Annotated in this window: 22 protein-coding genes; 11 read left to right on the top strand and 11 right to left on the bottom strand. The window is 64.6% G+C overall.

The features are described from left to right. The first annotated feature begins 11 nt into the window (after positions 1–11). From proC to GJV18_RS03240, 10 genes are all read left to right on the top strand, one after another. Positions 12–830, top strand: a complete 819-nt coding sequence (proC, locus tag GJV18_RS03285; protein ID WP_160343292.1) for a pyrroline-5-carboxylate reductase — start codon at positions 12–14, stop codon at positions 828–830. Positions 831–841: 11 nt separating this feature from the next. Further along, positions 842–1,432 (top strand): YggT family protein, encoded by a 591-nt coding sequence (locus GJV18_RS03280; RefSeq protein ID WP_160343291.1) that lies wholly within the window; start codon positions 842–844, stop codon positions 1,430–1,432. Next, positions 1,432–1,728: a DUF167 domain-containing protein gene (locus tag GJV18_RS03275; RefSeq protein WP_160343290.1), complete on the top strand. Its 297-nt coding sequence runs from the start codon at positions 1,432–1,434 to the stop codon at positions 1,726–1,728. Before GJV18_RS03280 ends, GJV18_RS03275 begins: the two co-directional genes overlap by 1 nt. Positions 1,729–1,826: 98 nt before the next feature. Further along, positions 1,827–3,809 carry a dynamin-like GTPase family protein gene (locus GJV18_RS03270; RefSeq protein WP_160343289.1) on the top strand — a complete coding sequence of 661 codons (1,983 nt, stop codon included), beginning with the start codon at positions 1,827–1,829 and terminating at the stop codon, positions 3,807–3,809. Between the two features lie 126 nt (positions 3,810–3,935). Continuing rightward, positions 3,936–5,075 (top strand): homoserine O-succinyltransferase MetX, encoded by a 1,140-nt coding sequence (metX, locus tag GJV18_RS03265; RefSeq protein ID WP_160343288.1) that lies wholly within the window; start codon positions 3,936–3,938, stop codon positions 5,073–5,075. Positions 5,076–5,077: 2 nt separating this feature from the next. Further along, a complete protein-coding gene (gene metW, locus GJV18_RS03260) occupies positions 5,078–5,677 on the top strand; it encodes a methionine biosynthesis protein MetW (protein WP_160343287.1) in 600 nt (199 codons plus the stop codon). A 24-nt stretch (positions 5,678–5,701) separates the two neighbouring features. Continuing rightward, positions 5,702–6,121 (top strand): DUF4426 domain-containing protein, encoded by a 420-nt coding sequence (locus tag GJV18_RS03255; RefSeq protein WP_160343286.1) that lies wholly within the window; start codon positions 5,702–5,704, stop codon positions 6,119–6,121. Continuing rightward, positions 6,118–6,711 carry an RdgB/HAM1 family non-canonical purine NTP pyrophosphatase gene (gene rdgB / locus GJV18_RS03250; protein ID WP_160343285.1) on the top strand — a complete coding sequence of 198 codons (594 nt, stop codon included), beginning with the start codon at positions 6,118–6,120 and terminating at the stop codon, positions 6,709–6,711. The genes GJV18_RS03255 and rdgB overlap by 4 nt, the downstream gene beginning before the upstream one ends. Then, positions 6,708–7,922: a radical SAM family heme chaperone HemW gene (hemW, locus tag GJV18_RS03245; RefSeq protein WP_160343284.1), complete on the top strand. Its 1,215-nt coding sequence runs from the start codon at positions 6,708–6,710 to the stop codon at positions 7,920–7,922. Before rdgB ends, hemW begins: the two co-directional genes overlap by 4 nt. Before the next feature lie 43 nt (positions 7,923–7,965). Continuing rightward, the gene (locus tag GJV18_RS03240; RefSeq protein ID WP_160343283.1) at positions 7,966–8,289 is read left to right on the top strand and encodes a DUF3392 domain-containing protein; all 324 of its coding nucleotides are present in this window, start codon (positions 7,966–7,968) and stop codon (positions 8,287–8,289) included. Positions 8,290–8,503: 214 nt separating this feature from the next. On the opposite strand, the gene GJV18_RS03235 is transcribed toward GJV18_RS03240, so the two are convergent. From GJV18_RS03235 to GJV18_RS03210, 6 genes are all read right to left on the bottom strand, one after another. Next, a complete protein-coding gene (locus tag GJV18_RS03235) occupies positions 8,504–9,583 on the bottom strand; it encodes an NAD(P)-dependent alcohol dehydrogenase (protein WP_178113408.1) in 1,080 nt (359 codons plus the stop codon). Positions 9,584–9,696: 113 nt separating this feature from the next. Continuing rightward, positions 9,697–11,040 carry a DUF1329 domain-containing protein gene (locus GJV18_RS03230; RefSeq protein ID WP_160343281.1) on the bottom strand — a complete coding sequence of 448 codons (1,344 nt, stop codon included), beginning with the start codon at positions 11,038–11,040 and terminating at the stop codon, positions 9,697–9,699. A 158-nt stretch (positions 11,041–11,198) separates the two neighbouring features. Next, positions 11,199–11,870 (bottom strand): tRNA (guanosine(46)-N7)-methyltransferase TrmB, encoded by a 672-nt coding sequence (trmB, locus tag GJV18_RS03225; protein ID WP_218572028.1) that lies wholly within the window; start codon positions 11,868–11,870, stop codon positions 11,199–11,201. Between the two features lie 156 nt (positions 11,871–12,026). Further along, a complete protein-coding gene (locus GJV18_RS03220; protein WP_160343279.1) occupies positions 12,027–12,821 on the bottom strand; it encodes a thiazole synthase in 795 nt (264 codons plus the stop codon). 51 nt (positions 12,822–12,872) lie between these two features. After that, positions 12,873–13,073 carry a sulfur carrier protein ThiS gene (thiS, locus tag GJV18_RS03215; protein WP_160343278.1) on the bottom strand — a complete coding sequence of 67 codons (201 nt, stop codon included), beginning with the start codon at positions 13,071–13,073 and terminating at the stop codon, positions 12,873–12,875. A gap of 102 nt (positions 13,074–13,175) precedes the next feature. Next, complete coding sequence (locus GJV18_RS03210) at positions 13,176–13,559, bottom strand: DUF423 domain-containing protein (protein WP_160343277.1); 384 nt, start codon at positions 13,557–13,559, stop codon at positions 13,176–13,178. Between the two features lie 66 nt (positions 13,560–13,625). On the opposite strand from GJV18_RS03210, the gene mtgA reads away from it, so the two are divergent. Beyond that, positions 13,626–14,354, top strand: a complete 729-nt coding sequence (mtgA, locus tag GJV18_RS03205) for a monofunctional biosynthetic peptidoglycan transglycosylase (protein ID WP_160343276.1) — start codon at positions 13,626–13,628, stop codon at positions 14,352–14,354. Positions 14,355–14,359: 5 nt separating this feature from the next. On the opposite strand, the gene GJV18_RS03200 is transcribed toward mtgA, so the two are convergent. The 5 genes from GJV18_RS03200 to ftsY all read right to left on the bottom strand — a co-directional run. Next, positions 14,360–14,971, bottom strand: a complete 612-nt coding sequence (locus GJV18_RS03200; protein WP_160343275.1) for a hypothetical protein — start codon at positions 14,969–14,971, stop codon at positions 14,360–14,362. Positions 14,972–15,063: 92 nt separating this feature from the next. Continuing rightward, entirely contained in the window at positions 15,064–15,918 is an 855-nt protein-coding gene (gene rpoH / locus GJV18_RS03195) for an RNA polymerase sigma factor RpoH (protein ID WP_160343274.1), read from the bottom strand. Between the two features lie 109 nt (positions 15,919–16,027). Beyond that, positions 16,028–17,044: a permease-like cell division protein FtsX gene (gene ftsX / locus GJV18_RS03190; protein ID WP_160343273.1), complete on the bottom strand. Its 1,017-nt coding sequence runs from the start codon at positions 17,042–17,044 to the stop codon at positions 16,028–16,030. Continuing rightward, a complete protein-coding gene (gene ftsE, locus GJV18_RS03185) occupies positions 17,041–17,709 on the bottom strand; it encodes a cell division ATP-binding protein FtsE (protein ID WP_160343272.1) in 669 nt (222 codons plus the stop codon). Before ftsE ends, ftsX begins: the two co-directional genes overlap by 4 nt. 2 nt (positions 17,710–17,711) lie before the next feature. After that, a partial coding sequence (gene ftsY / locus GJV18_RS03180; protein WP_233280063.1) for a signal recognition particle-docking protein FtsY occupies positions 17,712–18,821 on the bottom strand: 1,110 nt, incomplete at its 5' end.

Below are 18,821 nucleotides of genomic sequence, written 5' to 3'. Positions count from 1 at the left end.
AGGAACCCCTTATGAGTTCTCCCCGCATCGCCTTTATCGGCGCCGGCAATATGGCCGCCAGCCTGATCGGCGGCCTGCGCGCCCAGGGCATCCCGGCTGCTGCCATCACCGCCAGCGACCGCGGCGCCGAGCAGCGCGCACGTATCGCCGCCGAACACGGTATCGAGCTGTTCGAGGGTAACGCCCAGGCCGCCGCTGGCGCCGAGATCATCGTGCTGGCGGTCAAGCCCCAGGTAATGAAGGACGTCTGCCTGGAACTGGCGCCGCATCTGCATGAAGGCCAGCTGCTGGTGTCCATCGCCGCCGGCATCAGCTGCGCCAGCCTGGAAAACTGGCTGGGCCCGCGCGCCATCGTGCGCTGCATGCCCAATACCCCGGCGTTGCTGCGCCAGGGCGTCAGCGGCCTGTTCGCCAATGCCCGGGTCAGCAGCGCCCAGCGCCAGCAGGCCGAGCTGCTGCTCAGCGCCGTGGGCCTGGCCCTGTGGCTGGATGAGGAAGCGTTGATCGATGCGGTGACTGCCGTTTCCGGCAGCGGCCCGGCCTATTTCTTCCTGCTGATCGAGGCCATGACCGCCGCCGGCAGCAAGCTCGGCCTGCCCCAGGCTACCGCCGCCCGGCTGGCCCAGCACACTGCCCTGGGCGCGGCGCGCATGGCCTGCGAAAGCGAGGTGGATGCCGCCGAGCTGCGCCGCCGGGTGACCTCGCCGAACGGCACCACCGAGGCGGCGATCAAGACCTTCCAGGCCGGCGGCTTCGAGGCGCTGGTCGAGCAGGCACTGAATGCCGCTGCTGCGCGCTCGGCCGAGCTGGCCGAACAACTGGGCAAATAAAGGAATAGAACATGATCGGATTGAATACCGCCGCGGTGTATATCCTGCAGACCATCGGCGGGCTGTACCTGCTGATTGTCCTGCTGCGCTTTATCCTGCAACTGGTGCGGGCCAACTTCTACAACCCGCTGTGCCAGTTTATCGTGCGCGCCACCCAGCCCCTGCTGCAGCCGCTGCGCCGGCTGATCCCGAGCATCGGCGGCCTGGACACCGCCTCCCTGGTGCTGGCCATCATCGTCCAGCTGGTGCTGATGGCCCTGACCCTGATGCTGCTCGGCTACGGCGTGGACAATCCTGTGCAGCTGCTGATCTGGTCGATCATCGGCATCACCGCGCTGTTTATCAAGGTGTTCTTCTTCGCCCTGATCATCAGCGTGATCCTCTCCTGGGTCGCCCCCGGCACCCATAACCCGGCCGCCGAGCTGATCAACCAGATCTGCGAACCGCTGCTGGCACCAATCCGCCGCTTTATGCCGAACCTGGGCGGCCTGGATCTGTCGCCCATCGTCGCCTTCCTGCTGCTCAACCTGATCGACATGCTGGTGGTGCGCAACCTGGCAATCATGACCGGCATGTACAAGGGCCTGAGCCTGGCGATCTGATGGCCTTCTACCGCTGGGACGGGGCCGACCTGATCCTCGACTGCCATCTGCAGCCCAAGGCCAGCAAGGATGAAGTCGCCGGGCTGCACGGCGAGCGCCTGAAGATCCGTCTGACGGCGCCGCCGGTGGAGGGCAAGGCCAATGCCCAGCTGCTGGCCTTTCTCGCCACCTGCTTTGCCGTGAGCAAAAGCCAGGTCAGCCTGGAAAGCGGCCAGCAGAGCCGGCAGAAGCGCGTGCGTATTCGCCAGCCGCAACAGCTGCCCGCCGAGCTGGGCATCGAGCTGGGCAGGCCATAAGGCTGGAGTGTGACGGCGTGCAATTGACGCCTGGCCCCGGTACTCCATAATGCCGGCAACCCCTCCCACACCGCAGCCCCCAGCAGAGGTGCACCCGGATGAGCATGGAACGTCTCAGTCAGCAGGTCGATGCCTACGTCAGCTGGAAACGCGAGCTGATGCGTGAGATCACCCGCTACCGCAGCTGGTTGCTGAACAACCGACTGCACTCCGAGGCGGTCGAAGCCAAGCTGGAACGCGCCCTCAAGCTGCTGCGCACCGACCATATCACCCTGGCCTTTGTCGGCGAGTTCTCCCGCGGCAAGACCGAACTGATCAACAGCCTGTTCTTCTCCCAGTATGGCCAGCGCATGCTGCCATCCCAGGCCGGGCGCACCACCATGTGCCCCACCGAGCTGTTCTTCGATCCGCGCTCGCAACGCTCCTATATCCGCCTGCTGCCCATCGAAACCCGCGGTTCGGACGCCAGCATCGCCCAGTTCAAGCGCATCCCGCGGCACTGGGTGAATATCCCCCTGGACACCAGCGACCCGGACAACATGGCCCTGGCCTTCAACCAGGTGGCGCGCTGCAAACCCATGGCGGTGGAGCAGGCCATTGCCCTGGGCTTTCACCCGGACATGCTGGAAAGCACCGGCAAGCCCGGCGAGGTGCTGGTGCCAGCCTGGCGTCATGCCATGGTCAACTTCGACCACCCGCTGCTGCGCCAGGGCCTGCGCATCCTCGACACCCCGGGGCTCAACGCCCTGGGCAGCGAGCCGGAACTGACCCTGTCGATGCTGCCCAGCGCCCAGGCGATCATCTTCCTGCTGTCGGCCGACACGGGCGTCACGGCCAGCGATATGCAGATCTGGCAGGAGCATATCCGCCAACTCGACGAGGACACCCAGAGCAGCCTGTTCGCCGTGCTGAACAAGATCGACATCCTCTGGGACGACCTGGCCGGCGTGGCCTTCGTGCACAACGCCATCCGCCAGATCCAGAGCAGCACCGCACGCCAGCTGGGCATCCAGGTGGACGAAGTGCTGCCGCTGTCGGCCAAGCAGGCCATGCTGGCCAAGGTGCGCAAGGACGATGCCCTGCTCGCCCGCAGCCAGATGAGCAACCTGGAAAACCTGCTGTGCGAGCGCATCATCGCGCAGAAGGAGCAGCTGCTCGAAGAGCGCGTGGTCAACCAGGTGCTCGGCCTGCTACAGAACAGCCAGCGGGTGCTCAAGCTGCGCCAGGAAAAGGTCGACGAACAGCAGGCCCTGCTCAGCAACCATCAGCAGGACAACGGCCAGCTGCTGTTCGAGCTGACCGCCAAGACCAAGGACGAGCACAGCCAGCATCACCGCCGCCTGCTCAACCTGAAGACCAACCAGCGCCTGCTCAAGCGCCAGGGCGACCTGCTGCGCGCCGCCGCCCGCAGCGAACGCCTGGATGAACACCTGAGCAAGGTGCGCAAAAACCTCACCGGCAGCTGGACCACCCTGGGCATCAACCAGGCCATCCTGCACTTCTTCAATTCGGTGGAGCACGACCTGCACAACCTGGCCCTGGAAGCCGAGATGGCCAACAAGATGGTGGCCGCCATCTACCGCCGGCACAACGAAGAAAACCCGCTGCAGGGGGTCGATGAGCCGCAGTTCAACGTGCAGCGCTACCTGCGCGAGCTCAAGCAACTGCGGGCCAAGGCCGACCAGTTCCGCCTCAACCTCAAGACCCTGCTGACCGAACAGCGCAGCCTGAGCAAACGCTTCTTCGCCACCCTGGTGCAGGAAGTGATCGACCTGCACCAACGCATGCGCCGCGAGGCCGAGCAGTGGGCAGCCGACGCCCTGATGCCGCTGATGCAGCACAGCCTGGAGCACAAGCAGATGCTCGAAAGCCATATGCTCAAGCTCAAGGCCCTGGCCCAGGAAACCCAGCAGGCCCAGCGCCGTGGCCAGCTGCTGCAGCGCTACAGCGGCGACCTGCAGCAACAGCTGGCCGAGGCCGCCGATATGCTGCGCATCCTGCGCCGCCCGGCACCGGTACAACGCCAGGGCAAGGTCGTCACCCTCCCCGGCGCCGGTCGCCCCCAGAGTGTGGGCGAATAGCCTGCCGCTTCAGCACTGTCACATCCGCAGCACCCAGCCGCCCCACGCGCTTGCCGCCTGGGGCGGCGCTCTTTAGACTGCGGCTCTTTCCTTTTATCTTCCTTTCCTTATTTGCGAGCAGGGCCGATGCCGACTGCCTTTCCCCACGACTCCGTAGGCCTGGTCACCCCCCAGGTCATGGATTTTGCCGAGCCCCTGGCCCTGGCCTGCGGGCGCAGCCTGGGCAACTACCAGCTGGTCTATGAGACCTACGGCGAGCTCAATGCCACGGCGAACAACGCCGTCCTGATCTGCCATGCCCTGTCCGGTCATCATCACGCCGCCGGCTACCACAGCGCCGAAGACCGCAAACCGGGCTGGTGGGACAGCTGCATCGGCCCGGGCAAGCCGATTGACACCAACAAGTTCTTCGTCGTCAGCCTGAACAACCTGGGCGGCTGCAATGGCTCCACCGGCCCCAGCAGCACCAACCCGGCCACCGGCAAGCCCTTCGGTGCGGACTTCCCGGTGATGACTGTGGAAGACTGGGTGCACAGCCAGGCGCGCCTGGCCGATCGCCTGGGCATCACGCAGTGGGCGGCGGTGATCGGCGGCAGCCTGGGCGGCATGCAGGCCATGCAGTGGACCATCAGCTACCCCGAGCGGGTACGCCACTGCCTGTGCATCGCCTCGGCACCCAAGCTGTCGGCGCAGAACATCGCCTTCAACGAGGTGGCGCGCCAGGCCATTCTCACCGACCCGCAGTTCCACGGCGGGCACTTCCAGGAACATGGCGAGATTCCCAAGCGCGGCCTGATGCTGGCGCGCATGGTCGGTCATATCACCTACCTGTCCGACGACGCCATGGGCGAGAAATTCGGCCGTGGCCTGAAGAGCGAGAAGCTCAACTACGACTTCCACAGTGTCGAGTTCCAGGTGGAAAGCTACCTGCGCTACCAGGGCGAGGAGTTCTCCACCCGCTTCGACGCCAACACCTATTTGCTGATGACCAAGGCCCTGGACTACTTCGACCCGGCGGCCAGCCATGACGGCGACCTGGCCAAGACCCTGGCCCATGTCACGGCGGATTTCTGCGTGATGTCCTTTACCACCGACTGGCGCTTCTCCCCCGCGCGCTCGCGGGAAATCGTCGATGCCCTGACCGCCGCGCGGAAAAACGTCTGCTACCTGGAGATCGACGCGCCCCAGGGTCACGATGCCTTCCTCATGCCGATCCCGCGCTATCTGCAGGCATTCGACAGCTATATGAAACGGATTGAGGTGTAGCCATGCGTGCGGATCTGGAGATCATCCAAGAGTGGATTCCCGCCGGTAGCCGGGTGCTCGATCTGGGCTGCGGCAATGGCGAGTTGCTGGCCTGGTTGACCGAACACAAGCAGGTGTCCGGCTATGGCCTGGAGATCGACGCGGACAATATCGCCCAGTGCGTGAGCAAGGGCGTCAACGTGATCGAGCAGAACCTCGACAAGGGCCTGGGCAACTTCGCCAGCAACAGCTTCGACGTGGTGGTCATGACCCAGTCGCTGCAGGCCCTGCACTACCCGGACAAGGTGCTGGCGGAAATGCTGCGGGTCGGCAAGACCTGCATCATCACCTTCCCCAACTTCGGCCACTGGCGCTGTCGCTGGTACCTGACCACCAAGGGCCGCATGCCGGTGTCGGATTTCCTGCCCTACACCTGGTACAACACGCCGAACATCCACTTCTGCACCTTCGAGGACTTCGAGCGCCTGTGCCATGCGCAGAACGCGCGGATCAAGGACCGCCTGGCAGTGGACCGCGACCATCGGCACGGCTGGGCCAGCCGCATCTGGCCTAATCTGTTAGGTGAGATCGGCATCTACCGCATCAGCGGCCCGACCACCTGACGCCCCACCCCGAGGAGAGCCATCATGCAGCGCCTTGTCCTTTGTTTACTTGCCCTGTGCCTGAGCCTGCCGGCCCTGGCCGAACGCAAGCACAGTTTCGGCGACCTGGACGCGCACTACAGCGTCTTCAACTCCAGCTTCCTGCAGCCGGATATCGCCGCCGCCAACGCCCTGGTACGCAGCAAGGAGCAGGGGGTGGTGAATATCTCCGTGCTCAAGGGCGGCCAGGCCCAGAATGTCAGCGTAACCGGCGAGGTGCGTGACTTGCTGGGGCGCGACCAGGCCCTGAACTTCAAGCAGGTCAATGAAGGCGCGGCCATCTACTATCTGGCCCAGTTCAAGTTCAGCCAGCGCGAGGTGCTGCGCTTTACCATCAATGTGACCGGCAGCGATGGCATGGCCCGCAGCTTCACCTTCAACCAGGAAGTGTTTCCCGACCCATGATGCCTTTTACCGAACTGGTGCTGGCCAGTCATAACGCCGGCAAACTCAAGGAACTGCAGGCCATGCTCGGTGAGCATGTGCGGGTGCGCTCGATTGGCGAATTTTCCAGCGTCGAGCCGGAGGAAACCGGCCTGTCCTTTGTCGAGAATGCCATCCTCAAGGCCCGCCATGCCGCCCGCGTGTCCGGCCTGCCGGCCTTGGCCGATGATTCCGGCCTGGCAGTGGACTTTCTCGGCGGTGCCCCGGGCATCTATTCGGCGCGCTACGCCGATGGCCAGGGCGATGCGGCCAATAACGCCAAGCTGCTGCAAGTCCTGAAAGATGTGCCGGATGCCGAGCGTGGCGCCCAGTTCGTCTGCGCCCTGGCCCTGCTGCGGCATGCCGACGATCCGCTGCCGATCCTCTGCGAAGGCCTGTGGCACGGGCGCATTCTGCACGCGGCCCAGGGTGAGCAGGGCTTTGGCTACGATCCGCTGTTCTGGGTGCCCGAGCGCGGTTGCTCCAGCGCCGAACTGACCAGCACCGACAAGAACCAGATCAGCCACCGTGCCCGGGCCATGGCCCTGCTTAAGCAGCGGTTGGGGATATGAACAAAGCGGCAAGCGACAAGCCTCAAGCTGCAAGTAAAGGCACCACAGACAACTTGCAGCTTGCAGCTTGCAGCTTCGAGCTGCCGCCCCTGGCGGCCTACATCCACATCCCCTGGTGCGTCAAGAAGTGCCCCTACTGCGACTTCAACTCCCACGCCGCCGGCCCGAGCCTGCCGGAAGAGGCCTATGTCGACGCCCTGCTGGCCGATCTGGATGCCGACCTTGAGCAGGTACATGGCCGCGCGCTGACCTCGATCTTCTTCGGTGGCGGCACCCCCAGCCTGTTTTCCGCCAAGGCCCTGGGCCGTCTGCTGGAAGGCGTGCAGCGGCGCGTGGCCTTTGCGAACGATATCGAGATCACCCTGGAGGCCAACCCCGGTACCTTCGAGCAGGCCAAGTTCAGGGATTACCGCGCCTTGGGCATCAATCGCCTGTCCATCGGTGTGCAGAGTTTCCAGGCCGAGAAGCTCCAAGCGCTGGGACGCATCCACAATGGCGACGAAGCCATTCGCGCCGCCGATATGGCCCGCGCCGCCGGCTTCGACAATTTCAACCTGGACCTGATGCATGGCCTGCCTGGGCAATCCATCGAGGATGCCCTGAGCGATTTGCGCACGGCCATCGCCCAGCAACCCACGCATCTGTCTTGGTATCAGCTGACCATGGAGCCCAATACGGTGTTCTGGAACCAGCCGCCCGAGGTGCCCGAGGACGATGTGCTCTGGGACATTCAGGAAGCCGGCCAGGCCCTGCTGGCGACCGAGGGCTACGGGCAATATGAAGTGTCGGCCTATGCCCAGGCCGGCCGCGCGGCACGACATAACCTCAATTACTGGACCTTCGGTGATTTCCTCGGTATCGGTGCCGGTGCCCACGCCAAGTTGAGCAACCCGGATGGACGCATCCTGCGCAGCTGGAAGACCCGCCTGCCCAAGGACTACCTCGACCCGGCCAAGGCCTTTCAGGCCGGCACCCGTCCGCTGACCGCCGATGAGCTGCCCTTCGAGTTTCTGATGAATGTGCTGCGCCTCACCGATGGCGTGCCCGCCAGCCTGTTTACTGCCCGCACCGGCCTGCCCCTGGCGCAGCTCGGCAAGGCCCGCCGTGAAGCCGAGCAGCGCGGCCTGCTGCAAGCGGACCCTCAGCGGCTGCGCGCCACGGCCGAAGGCCAGCTATTTCTCAACGACCTGCTGCAACACTTTCTGCCCTGACACTCTCTGCCCAACACTTTCGCCCGAAGGCTAAGGAAACCGGATGGACCTGCTACTCGACCTGATCGTCACCCTGTCACGCTGGAGCCGCAGCCACCTCTACGACATTTCCCTGGCGATCATGGCCACCCTGCTGGTGCTGTTCGGTCCCGGCATCAACGCCTGGGTGCAACGCCACACCGCCAGCATGAACTTCCTGCTGCGCACCCTGATCTTTATCCTGCTGTGCGCGGTGGGCTACGGCCTGCTGATCATCTTCGCCACGCCCTGGCTGGCCAAGGGCCTGGGCCACTTCAACAACTTCACCCTGGCCCCGGTGCTGATTCTGGTGTTTGTGGTGATCGGCATTCTGGCGGATCGCAACTAGGCGGCCTGACGTCAAAGGGTCTTCGCCAGACATGGAAAACAGCGCTGATACCAGACTGGCCGTTTGTGTGCGGCGTCACCGGTGTAGTGGCATGACCCATTTTGTGTCGCCTGGTCAGACGGCGCGGTAATGAATAGTGCCCAATCATCAGCAGCACACCCTTCATTGACAGCCCGGTGCCCCCCTTCTTCCCCAAAAAAACCCGAAGCCCCGATCAGAACGGTTTGATCGCCACCTTGAGCACCCCGTCACGTTGGTGGGCGAACAGGTCATAGGCGGCGACGATATCGTCCAGAGCATATTCATGGGTGACCAGGGGGCTGAGATCGATACGCCCGCTGGCCACCACATTGATCAAGCGGCGCATGCGCTCCTTGCCGCCGGGGCACAGCGAGGTGACGATCTTGTTGTCACCCAGGCCGGCGTGAAACGCACCCAGGGGGATGGTCAGGTCACTGGAGTAGACCCCCAGGCTGGACAGGGTGCCACCGGGCTTGAGCACGCGCAGGGCGTTCTCGAAGGTGGACTGCAGGCCCAGGGCCTCGATGGAGGCATCCACACCGCGGCCGCCGGTCAGGCGCAGGATTTCCGCCACAACATCCACCTGATTGAAGTTGAGGGTGATATCGGCGCCCATCTTGCGGGCGATCTCCAGGCGCTGCTCGACACCGTCCACCACGATGATGCAGCTGGCGCCACGCAGCTTGGCCCCGGCGGTGGCGCACAGGCCGATGGGGCCCTGGGCGAATACCGCGACCACATCACCGATCCGGATATTGGCCGCTTCGGCGCCGGCAAAGCCGGTGGACATGATGTCCGGGCACATCAGCACCTGCTCATCGCTCAGGCCATCGGGTACCGGCGCCAGGTTGCCCTGGGCATCGGGCACCAGCACGTATTCGGCCTGGGTGCCGTCGATGCTGTTGCCGAAGCGCCAGCCGCCCATGGGCTTGTAGCCATGGCAGCTGCAGCCGCCATCCTGGGCCGGGTAACCGTCCTGGCTGGCGTAGGAGCTGAAGCTGGGGCAGATGGCCCCGGCGATGACCCGCTGACCTTCCTGGTAACCCTGCACATTGCTGCCGAGCTTCTCGATGATGCCTACCGGCTCGTGGCCCACGGTCAGGCCCCGGGCCACCGGGTACTCGCCCTTGAGGATATGCACATCGGTGCCGCAGATGGTCGTGGTGGTGATGCGCACCAGGGCATCGTTGGGGCCCACGGGCGGAATCGGTTTGTCCACCAGTTCGATCCGCCCCGGTTCGATAAAGACCGCCGCTTTCATCATGCTCATCACCTTGCCCCCTGAATGGATCAATAGACCTTGATCCTAGACCAGAGACAGCGCGGCGCATGTTGCCCTGCATCAAGGGCAGAAACGAAAACCGCCCCGAAGGGCGGTTGGCTGACTCAGTTGCCTTCCCGGCGCAGGGCCTGGGGCGTGAAATCCCGCGGGCTCAGCTTGGCGTTGAAGTCATACATCGGCTCGTTGTTGTCCATGCCATCGGCGAAGTAGCGCTTGCCCTTGAAGTCGTAGATGGTCTCCAGGGTGCTGCCGAACATGGGCACGTCGTAGTAGCTGATCGGGTGGTTTTCTTGCAGGCCGGTCAGGTTGCCGTTCTTGTCATAGAGGTCGACCGCGAGGATCTGCCAGCTGTCCTCGTCCAGGTAGAAGCGCCGCTTGCCGTAGGGGTGGCTGTGGCCCTTGCGCAGATCGGCCTCCACCACCCAGACCCGGTGCAGCTCATAACGCAGCAGTTCGGGGTTGACGAAGCTGCTCTGCAGGATGCGCTCATAGGGAATGCCCTGCTGATGCACCGCATAGCTGTTGTAGGGCACCAGCATTTCCTGCTTGCCCATCAGCTGCCACTCGTAGCGATCCGGCGCGCCGTTGTAACCGTCGACCTGATCGGCCAGCGCCATGCCGTTGGTATCCGGCTGCAGGGCGTCATAGGCCAGCATGGGCAGGCGGCGCACCCGACGCTCGCCACGGTTGAAGCGCCAGGCCTTGCGGATGGCCAGGATCTGGTCGAGGGTCTCCTGCACCACCAGAGCCGAGCCGGCCAGTTTGGACGGCGCCGCCACCTTGTACTTGTAGAAGAACAGGGTGTTGTCCAGATCCCGCGGACTCACCCCTTCACGGCCATAGAGGAAATAGATGTTACGTTCCAGCTTGAGCAGGTTGTAAGCCCCACTGGAAAGCACCGCCGCCTGGTTGGTGACAAAGCTGATCTGGTCACCACGGTAGCGCATGATGTGGTTCCAGATCGCCTCCTGGCCATTCTGCGGCAGGGGGAAGGGAATCCCGGCAGCCGCACCCTCGACCCCATTGCCGCCGGAAATCAGCTCGGCGTTAAGGGCGTTGAAACGGGTCGCATCATAGATACGCTGCGGCGCTGCAGCGCTGCGGCGGGTGGGGAAAACCTGGAGAAAATACTCCGGCTGCTGGCTCAGCAGGGCCTGCAAACCCTGGGGCAACTGGGCGCGGTGCTGCTCCAGGTTCTGTGCCGTAACGCGATACAGCGGCAGATCGGCGGCATAGGGGTCGGGGTGATGCATGCCCGCTTGATAGTTGGCCGGAGGCGTGGCCAAGCCGCCATCCCAGGCGGGGATGGTGCCGGCGGCATTACCGGCGCGTTCGCCGCCCAGCGGCATCAGATCCTGGCCAAGTCGAGCGGCCTGGGTGGGGTCGACCTTGGCCTGGGCCTGTAAGGCAAAAGCAGTCAGCAGTAGCAGGGAAAAGACTTTCAACACAGCAATCTCCTCGCAGCCTGGCCGAAGCAGGGCTGCTGTTCTTATGACCCACGCCTCAGCGCGCAGGTTGATAGGCCGTCTTGGTGAGGTGCCTTCCTGGCCAGTGCCGACTCAAGCCGGTCTTCTGCCGTCATCCCTGTGTTTTGTATAGCGTTGAATCAGTCGACACGCTGAAACTTCAGATCCCATACGCCGTGGCCGAGACGCTCGCCGCGCTTCTCGAACTTGGTGCTGGGGCGCTCCTCGGGGCGCGGCACATACTGGCCATCGGCAGCCAGGTTGCGATAGCCCGGGGCAGCGCTCATGACCTCCAGCATATGCTCGGCATAGGGTTGCCAGTCGGTGGCCATATGCAGCACGCCGCCAACCCTGAGTTTCTGCCGCACCAGCTCGGCAAAGGCCGGCTGCACGATACGGCGCTTGTTGTGCTTGGCCTTGTGCCAGGGGTCGGGGAAGAACAGCAGCAGCCGATCCAGGCTGGCGTCGGCCACGCACTGGCGCAGCACGTCCAGGGCATCACAGCTGTACACCCGCACATTGCTCAGGTTCTGCGTGATCAGGCCGTTGAGCAGGGCACCGACCCCGGGCTTGTGCACCTCGACGCCGATAAAGTCCTGCTCGGGGGCGGCGGCAGCCATTTCCAGGGTGGAGTGGCCCATGCCAAAGCCGATCTCGAAGGTACGCGGGGCGCTGCGGCCGAAGACCTGATCGAAGTCACGCAGACCATCGGCCAGTTCCAGGCCAAATTTCGGCCAGCCCTGCTCCAGACCACGCTGCTGGCCCTCGGTCATGCGCCCGGCGCGCATCACGAAACTCTTGATGGTGCGCAGGCGACGCGGGGCTTCGCCCTCACCGGCCTGCTGGATTTCGTCGCTCATGGCGTTCTCTCGCAACCTGTGTCAGCGCACGCCCCTTGGGGGTGCGCAAAAGGCGCGCAGTTTACCCCGTGCGGGGCGCACTGCCGAGTCCGTTCTGTCGCGTTCGATTTAGCGAATCAGACCGTCGAGGGGGGAAGAGGCACTGGCATACAGCTTCTTCGGCATGCGCCCGGCCAGATAGGCCATGCGCCCGGCGATGATCGCGTGCTTCATCGCCTCGCCCATCAGAATCGGGTTCTGCGCATGGGCAATGGCGCTGTTCATCAGCACTGCCTCGCAGCCCAGCTCCATGGCGATGGTGGCGTCGGAGGCCGTACCCACGCCGGCATCCACCAGCACTGGCACGGTGGCCTCTTCGAGGATGATGCGCAGGTTGTAGGGGTTGCAGATGCCCAGACCGGTGCCGATCAGGCCGGCCAGGGGCATCACCGCGATGCAGCCCATTTCGGCCAGCTGACGGGCGATGATCGGGTCGTCGCTGGTGTACACCATGACGTCGAAGCCGTCCTTGACCAGCACTTCGGCGGCCTTGAGGGTTTCGATCACATTGGGGAACAGGGTCTTCTGGTCGGCCAGCACTTCCAGCTTGACCAGCTTGTGCCCATCCAGCAGTTCGCGGGCCAGGCGGCAGGTGCGCACCGCCTCGGCGGCGTCATAGCAGCCGGCGGTGTTGGGCAGGATGGTGTACTTGTCGGGACTGATCACATCCAGCAGGTTCGGCTCATCCGGGTTCTGCCCGATATTGGTCCGGCGCACCGCCACGGTGACGATCTCGGCACCCGAGGCTTCGATGGCCAGGCGGGTTTCTTCAAGATCCTTGTACTTGCCGGTACCCACCAGCAGACGCGACTCATAGGTACGGCCGGCCAGGGTAAAGGGCTTGTCGCTGGGAAGATGGCTCATCGGGTATTCCTCAAGACGTGGTCAAAGGCGTAAGCGGGAGGGTAGACAGCGTCAGCCGCCGCCGATGGCATGCACCACTTCAACCCGGTCACCCTCGGCCAGAGCGGTGGTGGCATGCTGGCTGCGCGGCACTATGTCCAGATTGAGCTCGACCGCGACCCGGCGCCCGGCCAGATCCAGGCGCTCGATCAGGCCGGCGACGGTTTCGCCGGTGGGCACTTCGAAGGGTTCACCGTTCAACTGAATCTGCATGACGGAGCGGTCACAAGATGGCAAGGGGCCCGCATTCTAGCCCGATACCCTGGGATGACCAAGGCTGCGCAGCGCCATCCGTCCATTTTTCTGACTCAAAAGTCAGCCATGTTCAGGTTTCAGCCGCAGAGCCAGCAGGCCGAGGCATAACCAGCCCAGCAGAAAGGCCACGCCACCAAAAGGCGTGATCATGCCCAACCCGCGGACGCCACTGAGCGTCAGCAGATAGAGGCTGCCGGAGAACAGCACAATGCCGACCGCGAACAGGCCGCCGACCAGATTGATCAGGCGCCCCTGCCGTTGCAGCGCCAGCAGCCCCACCCCGAACAGCGCCAGGGCATGGATCAGCTGGTAGTGAGTGCCAGTCTGGAATACCGCCAGGTACTCCGGGCTCAACTGGTGCTTGAGGCCATGGGCGGCAAAGGCCCCCAGGGCCACCCCGGTAAAGCCAGTGAAGGCAGCCAGCAACAACCATAGACGCGCCATGCATCACTCCAGACAGGTCATACAAGGTGGCTATAATGGCGGCCAACCCCCTAAACGCCAAGCATCATGCTCCAGACCTTACTGCGCCGCCTGTTCAAACTGCTGCTGGGCCTGCTGCTGGGCTCGGCCCTGGTGGTGCTCGCCCTGCGCTGGCTGCCGCCACCGGGCACGGCGCTGATGGTCGAGCGCAAGATTGAGGCCTGGCAGGCCGGCGAAGCCCTGGAACTCAAGCGCAGCTGGCGGTCCTGGGACGAGCTGCCGGACGACCTGAAGATGGCGGTGATCGCCGCCGAAGACCAGAAATTCGCCGAGCACTGGGGCTTCGACACCGCAGCGATCCTCGCCGCCCTCAGGCACAACAGCCAGGGTGGCTCGCTGCGTGGCGCCAGCACCCTGAGCCAGCAGGTGGCCAAGAACCTGTTTCTCTGGTCCGGCCGCAGCTGGCCGCGCAAGGTGCTGGAAGCCTGGTTTACCGGGCTGATCGAGCTGTTCTGGAGCAAGGAGCGGATTCTCGAGGTCTACCTCAACAGCGCCGAATGGGCTGAGGGCGTTTTCGGCGCCGAGGCCGCCGCCCAGCATCATTTCCAGCGCGGCGCCCCCTACCTGAACCGCCAGCAGGCCAGCCTGCTGGCCGCCATATTGCCCAACCCGCGCTATCGCAGTGCCCGCCAACCCAGCGCCCAGACCCTGCGCCGCGCCGCCTGGATTCGCCAGCAGATGTGGCAACTGGGCGGCAGCCACTACCTCAATCGCCTGCAACCAGATCACCCCGACTGGTGGCCGGCCTGGCTGTAATCGGCCTAGCGCTGCTTAAGCAGATGCCGTGGCACCACATAGAGAAAGAACAGCTCTTCCTCCTGCAGATGGGCGGTCATGCCCAGCTCGGGGTAGACCCAGGCCTGCCCCTCGTCCAGCTCCAGGGTCAGGCGCGGCTGACCAATGCTGGCGGCCAGACGGGCGGCATCCAGCGGCTCGGGTGGTAACAGGGTCAGGGACAGCAGGGCGTGGCGGCCCAGGGCCTCCAGCAACTGCGCACTGAGCGGCTGCTCGCCATCGCCAAGATCAAGGCCGGCCGCCGCCAGCAAACTGCTGCGCTCGGCCTCGCTCAGGGCCACCTCGGCCTCCACCGACCAGCCCTGCTCGTCGCCTGCTAGCTGGGCGCGATAGAGCAGACGGGCGCCACCCAGATTGGCCTGCAACCACAGCTCGCCGTCCTGCAACTCGGCCAGCTGCGCCAGGGCCAGACGATCCTCGGCCAGAGGCTGCAACACCCGGCTCTGCCACTGGCTCAACCAGGGCAGCGGTTCGGCAGCTGGTTGCGGGCGCATCAGCCAGGCGCCCCAGGCAAAGAACAGGGCAGCCACCACGGCCAGCAGCAGCCAATCCTGGGGGCGCAGGGAAGAAAGTTTCATACAGTTCCGGTCCTATGGCGACGGCCCGCAGCAGCGGCCGGCTGGAGGCATAAAAAAGCCGCACCTAGGTGCGGCTTTTCAGAAGGCTGGCGTTACGCCGCGATGGAGCCCTTGAGCTTGTTCATGGCGTTTTTCTCCAGCTGGCGAATACGCTCGGCAGAGACGTTGTACTTGGCCGCCAGGTCATGCAAGGTGGCCTTCTCCTCGGCCAGCCAGCGCTGGTAGAGGATGTCACGGCTGCGCTCATCCAGGCTTTCCAGAGCTTCGTGCAGGTTGCTGCTGGCGCTGTCACTCCAGTCGGCATCCTCCAGTTGGCGGGCCGGGTCGTAACGGTGGTCTTCGAGGTAATGGGCCGGCGACTGGAAGGCGCTGTCGTCATCGGCTTCGGCAGCCGGGTCAAAGGCCATGTCGTGACCGGACAGGCGGCTCTCCATCTCGCGCACTTCGCGCACTTCCACACCCAGGCTCTCGGCCACGGCATGGGCTTCGTCGTTGTTCAACCAGGCCAGACGCTTCTTCTGGCTGCGCAGGTTGAAGAACAGCTTGCGCTGGGCCTTGGTGGTGGCGACCTTGACGATGCGCCAGTTCTTCAGGATGAACTCGTGGATCTCGGCGCGAATCCAGTGCACGGCGAAGGACACCAGGCGCACACCCATTTCCGGGTTGAAACGCTTGACCGCCTTCATCAGGCCGACGTTGCCTTCCTGGATCAGGTCGGCCTGGGCCAGGCCATAACCGGAGTAGCTGCGGGCGATATGCACGACAAAACGCAGGTGAGCCAGGACCATCTGCCGGGCGGCTTCCAGGTCCTGCTGGTAGAAGAGACGGTCGGCCAGTTCACGCTCCTGCTCGGGGGTCAGCAGCGGGATGCCGTTGACCGCATGCACGTATGCCTCCAGGTTGGCACCCGGAACCAGAGCATGAACAGGTTGCAAAGAAGTGGACATTTGAATCCTCCAACTTACGAATCGTGGGGCAGTCTAGCACTGCACCATGGGACTTTATACGACTGTACAAGTTCCCTTACACATAGTGAGTATCAACTAAAACAATGACTTAGCGGGGCGCCAGCTCGTTGAGGTGACGAGCGACGGCCAGCCAGGCGCCAATATAGCCCAGGAACAGGGCGCCGAGTAGCAGGGATAGACCATCGGCCAGGGGCACCCCGGCCAGGGCGAAATCGCTGCTGTACAGCCCCGCCAGGCGCACCACTGCACCATTCAGCCAGGCCAGGCCATAGGCCAGCAGGCCCCAGGCCATCAACCCCGCACCCAGACCGTAGAGGGTGCCCATATAGAGGAAGGGCCGGCGCACATAGCTGTCGGTGCCGCCGACCAGCTTGATCACCTCGATCTCGCTGCGGCGGTTCTCGATATGCAGGCGGATGGTGTTGCCGATCACCAGCAACAGGGCCATCACCAGCAGCAGGGTCAGGCCGAAGACAAAACGCTCGCCCAGTTTGAGCATGGCACTCAAGCGCTCGACCCAAAGCAGGTCGAGCTGGGCCTGCTGCACCTGGGGCAGCTCGGCCAGGCGCAGACGCAGGGCCTCCAGGGCGACCTTGTCGATTTCCCTCGGCGTCACCACCACCACGCCGGGCAGGGGGTTGTCCGGCAGCTCCTTGAGCGCCTCGCCCAGGCCCGACTGCTGCTGGAACTCGTCCAGAGCGCGCTCGCGGCTGATCCATTCGGCCTCGGCCACGTCGTCCATTTTCTCGATCTGCTCGCGCAACGCCTGTCCCTGGGCGTCCGTGGCCTCCAGCTGGAGAAACAGGGAGATCTGCGCGGCGCGCTGCCAGGAGCCGCCCAAACGCTCGACGTTGTCCAGCAGCAGGGCCAGACCCATGGGCAGGCTCAGGGCCACGGCCATCACCAGGCAGGTAAAGAAGCTGCCGATGGGCTGCTTGGCCAGACGGCGCAGGCTGTCCACCAGGCTGGCGCGGTGGCTTTCCAGCCAGGCATTGAGCTGGCTGCGCAGATCCGGCTCGTCGCCGGACTTGGGGTTGTCGTTCTTCTTCGGCGCCGCGCCGACGCGCTGGGCCGGCTGCGGTGGCGGCATGCGGGTGGCGCTCATGCGGCCTCCCCATCGCCGATCAGGCGACCGCGTTGCAGGGTCAGCATGCGATGGCGCATACGGGCGATCAGGGCCAGGTCGTGGCTGGCGATCAATACGGTCGTGCCCAGGCGGTTGATATCTTCGAACACCCCCATGATCTCCGCGGCCAGGCGCGGGTCGAGGTTGCCAGTGGGCTCGTCCGCCAGCAGCAGGGCCGGGCGATGTACCACGGCGCGGGCGATGCCGACGCGCTGCTGCTGGCCGGTGGACAGATCGCCGGGGAACTGCTCGGCCTTGTCCGCCAGGGAGACCCGCTCCAGGGCGGTGCGCACGCGCTTGCCGATCTCGTCCTTGGCCAGGCCGAGGATCTGCAGCGGCAGGGCGACGTTGTCGAACACGCTGCGGTCGAACAGCAGCTGGTGGTTCTGGAACACCACACCGATCTGCCGGCGCAGGTAGGGAATCTGCGCATTGGTGATATGCGACAGATCCTGCCCGGCCAGCAGCAGCTTGCCGCTGCTGGGGCGTTCCATGGCCAGCAGCAGGCGCAGCAATGTGCTCTTGCCGGCGCCGGAGTGACCGGTGACAAAGAGGAACTCGCCACGGCGCACGTGAAAGCTCAGCTCGTGCAGCCCGACATGGCCGTTGGGGTAGCGTTTACCGACCTGCTCGAACTTGATCATCCCTATTTCTCCGCGAACAGCGCCTGGACGAAGGTATTGGCCTCGAAGGTGCGCAGATCGTCGATGCCCTCACCCACGCCGACATAGCGGATCGGCAGGGCAAACTGCTTGGCCAGGGCGAAGATCACCCCGCCCTTGGCGGTGCCGTCCAGCTTGGTCAGGGCAAGACCTGTGAGGTTGACGGTCTGGTTGAACTGCTTGGCCTGGCTGATGGCGTTCTGCCCGGTGCCGGCGTCCAGCACCAGCAGCACCTCGTGGGGCGCCGTCTCGTCCAGCTTGCCGATCACCCGACGGACCTTCTTCAGCTCCTCCATCAGGTTGTCCTTGGTGTGCAGGCGCCCGGCGGTGTCGGCGATCAGCACGTCCACGCCGCGGGCCTTGGCCGCCTGCACGGCATCGAAGATCACCGAGGCCGAATCGGCGCCGGTGTGCTGGGCAATCACCGAAATCTGGTTACGTTCGCCCCACACCTGCAACTGCTCCACAGCGGCGGCGCGGAAGGTGTCGCCGGCGGCCAGCATGACCTTCTTGCCATCCTGCTGCAGCTTTTTCGCCAGCTTGCCGATGGTGGTGGTCTTGCCGGCGCCATTCACGCCGACCACCAGAATCACATAGGGCTGCTTGCCGCTATCGATCTGCAGCGGCTGCTCCACTGGCTTAAGCAGGGCCACCAGCTCGTCCTGCAGGGCCTTGTACAACGCGCCACTGTCGGCCAGTTCCTTGCGCGCCACGCGCTTGGTCAGGTTACCGATGATGGCGGTGGTGGCCTCGACGCCGACGTCGGCGGTCAGCAGGCGGGTTTCCAGATCCTCCAGCAGGCCATCGTCGATGGCCTTCTTGCCCAAAAACAGGCTGGCCATGCCTTCGCCCAGGCTGGCACTGGTTTTGGACAGGCCCTGCTTAAGGCGTTCCAGCAGACTGACGGCGCCGTCTGCCGGCTTGCTCGGTTCGACCACAGGCGCCGGCACCACCACCGGCTCGGGCGGCAGTTCAATATGGGCGTGCAGCACCTCGCTGCCGGCATTGATACGAAAACGCGAGGGGCGCGGCGCGGCGCCAGGCTCAGCGCCCTGGGCAACGGAAGCCGGAGTGCTGGCGGGGCTGACCGGGGC

The organism is Pseudomonas xionganensis (assembly GCF_009763245.1).
GTDB lineage: Bacteria > Pseudomonadota > Gammaproteobacteria > Pseudomonadales > Pseudomonadaceae > Aquipseudomonas > Aquipseudomonas xionganensis.
The sequence above is the reverse complement of the archived record's forward strand: the minus strand, read 5'-3'. Positions and strand labels throughout refer to the sequence as shown.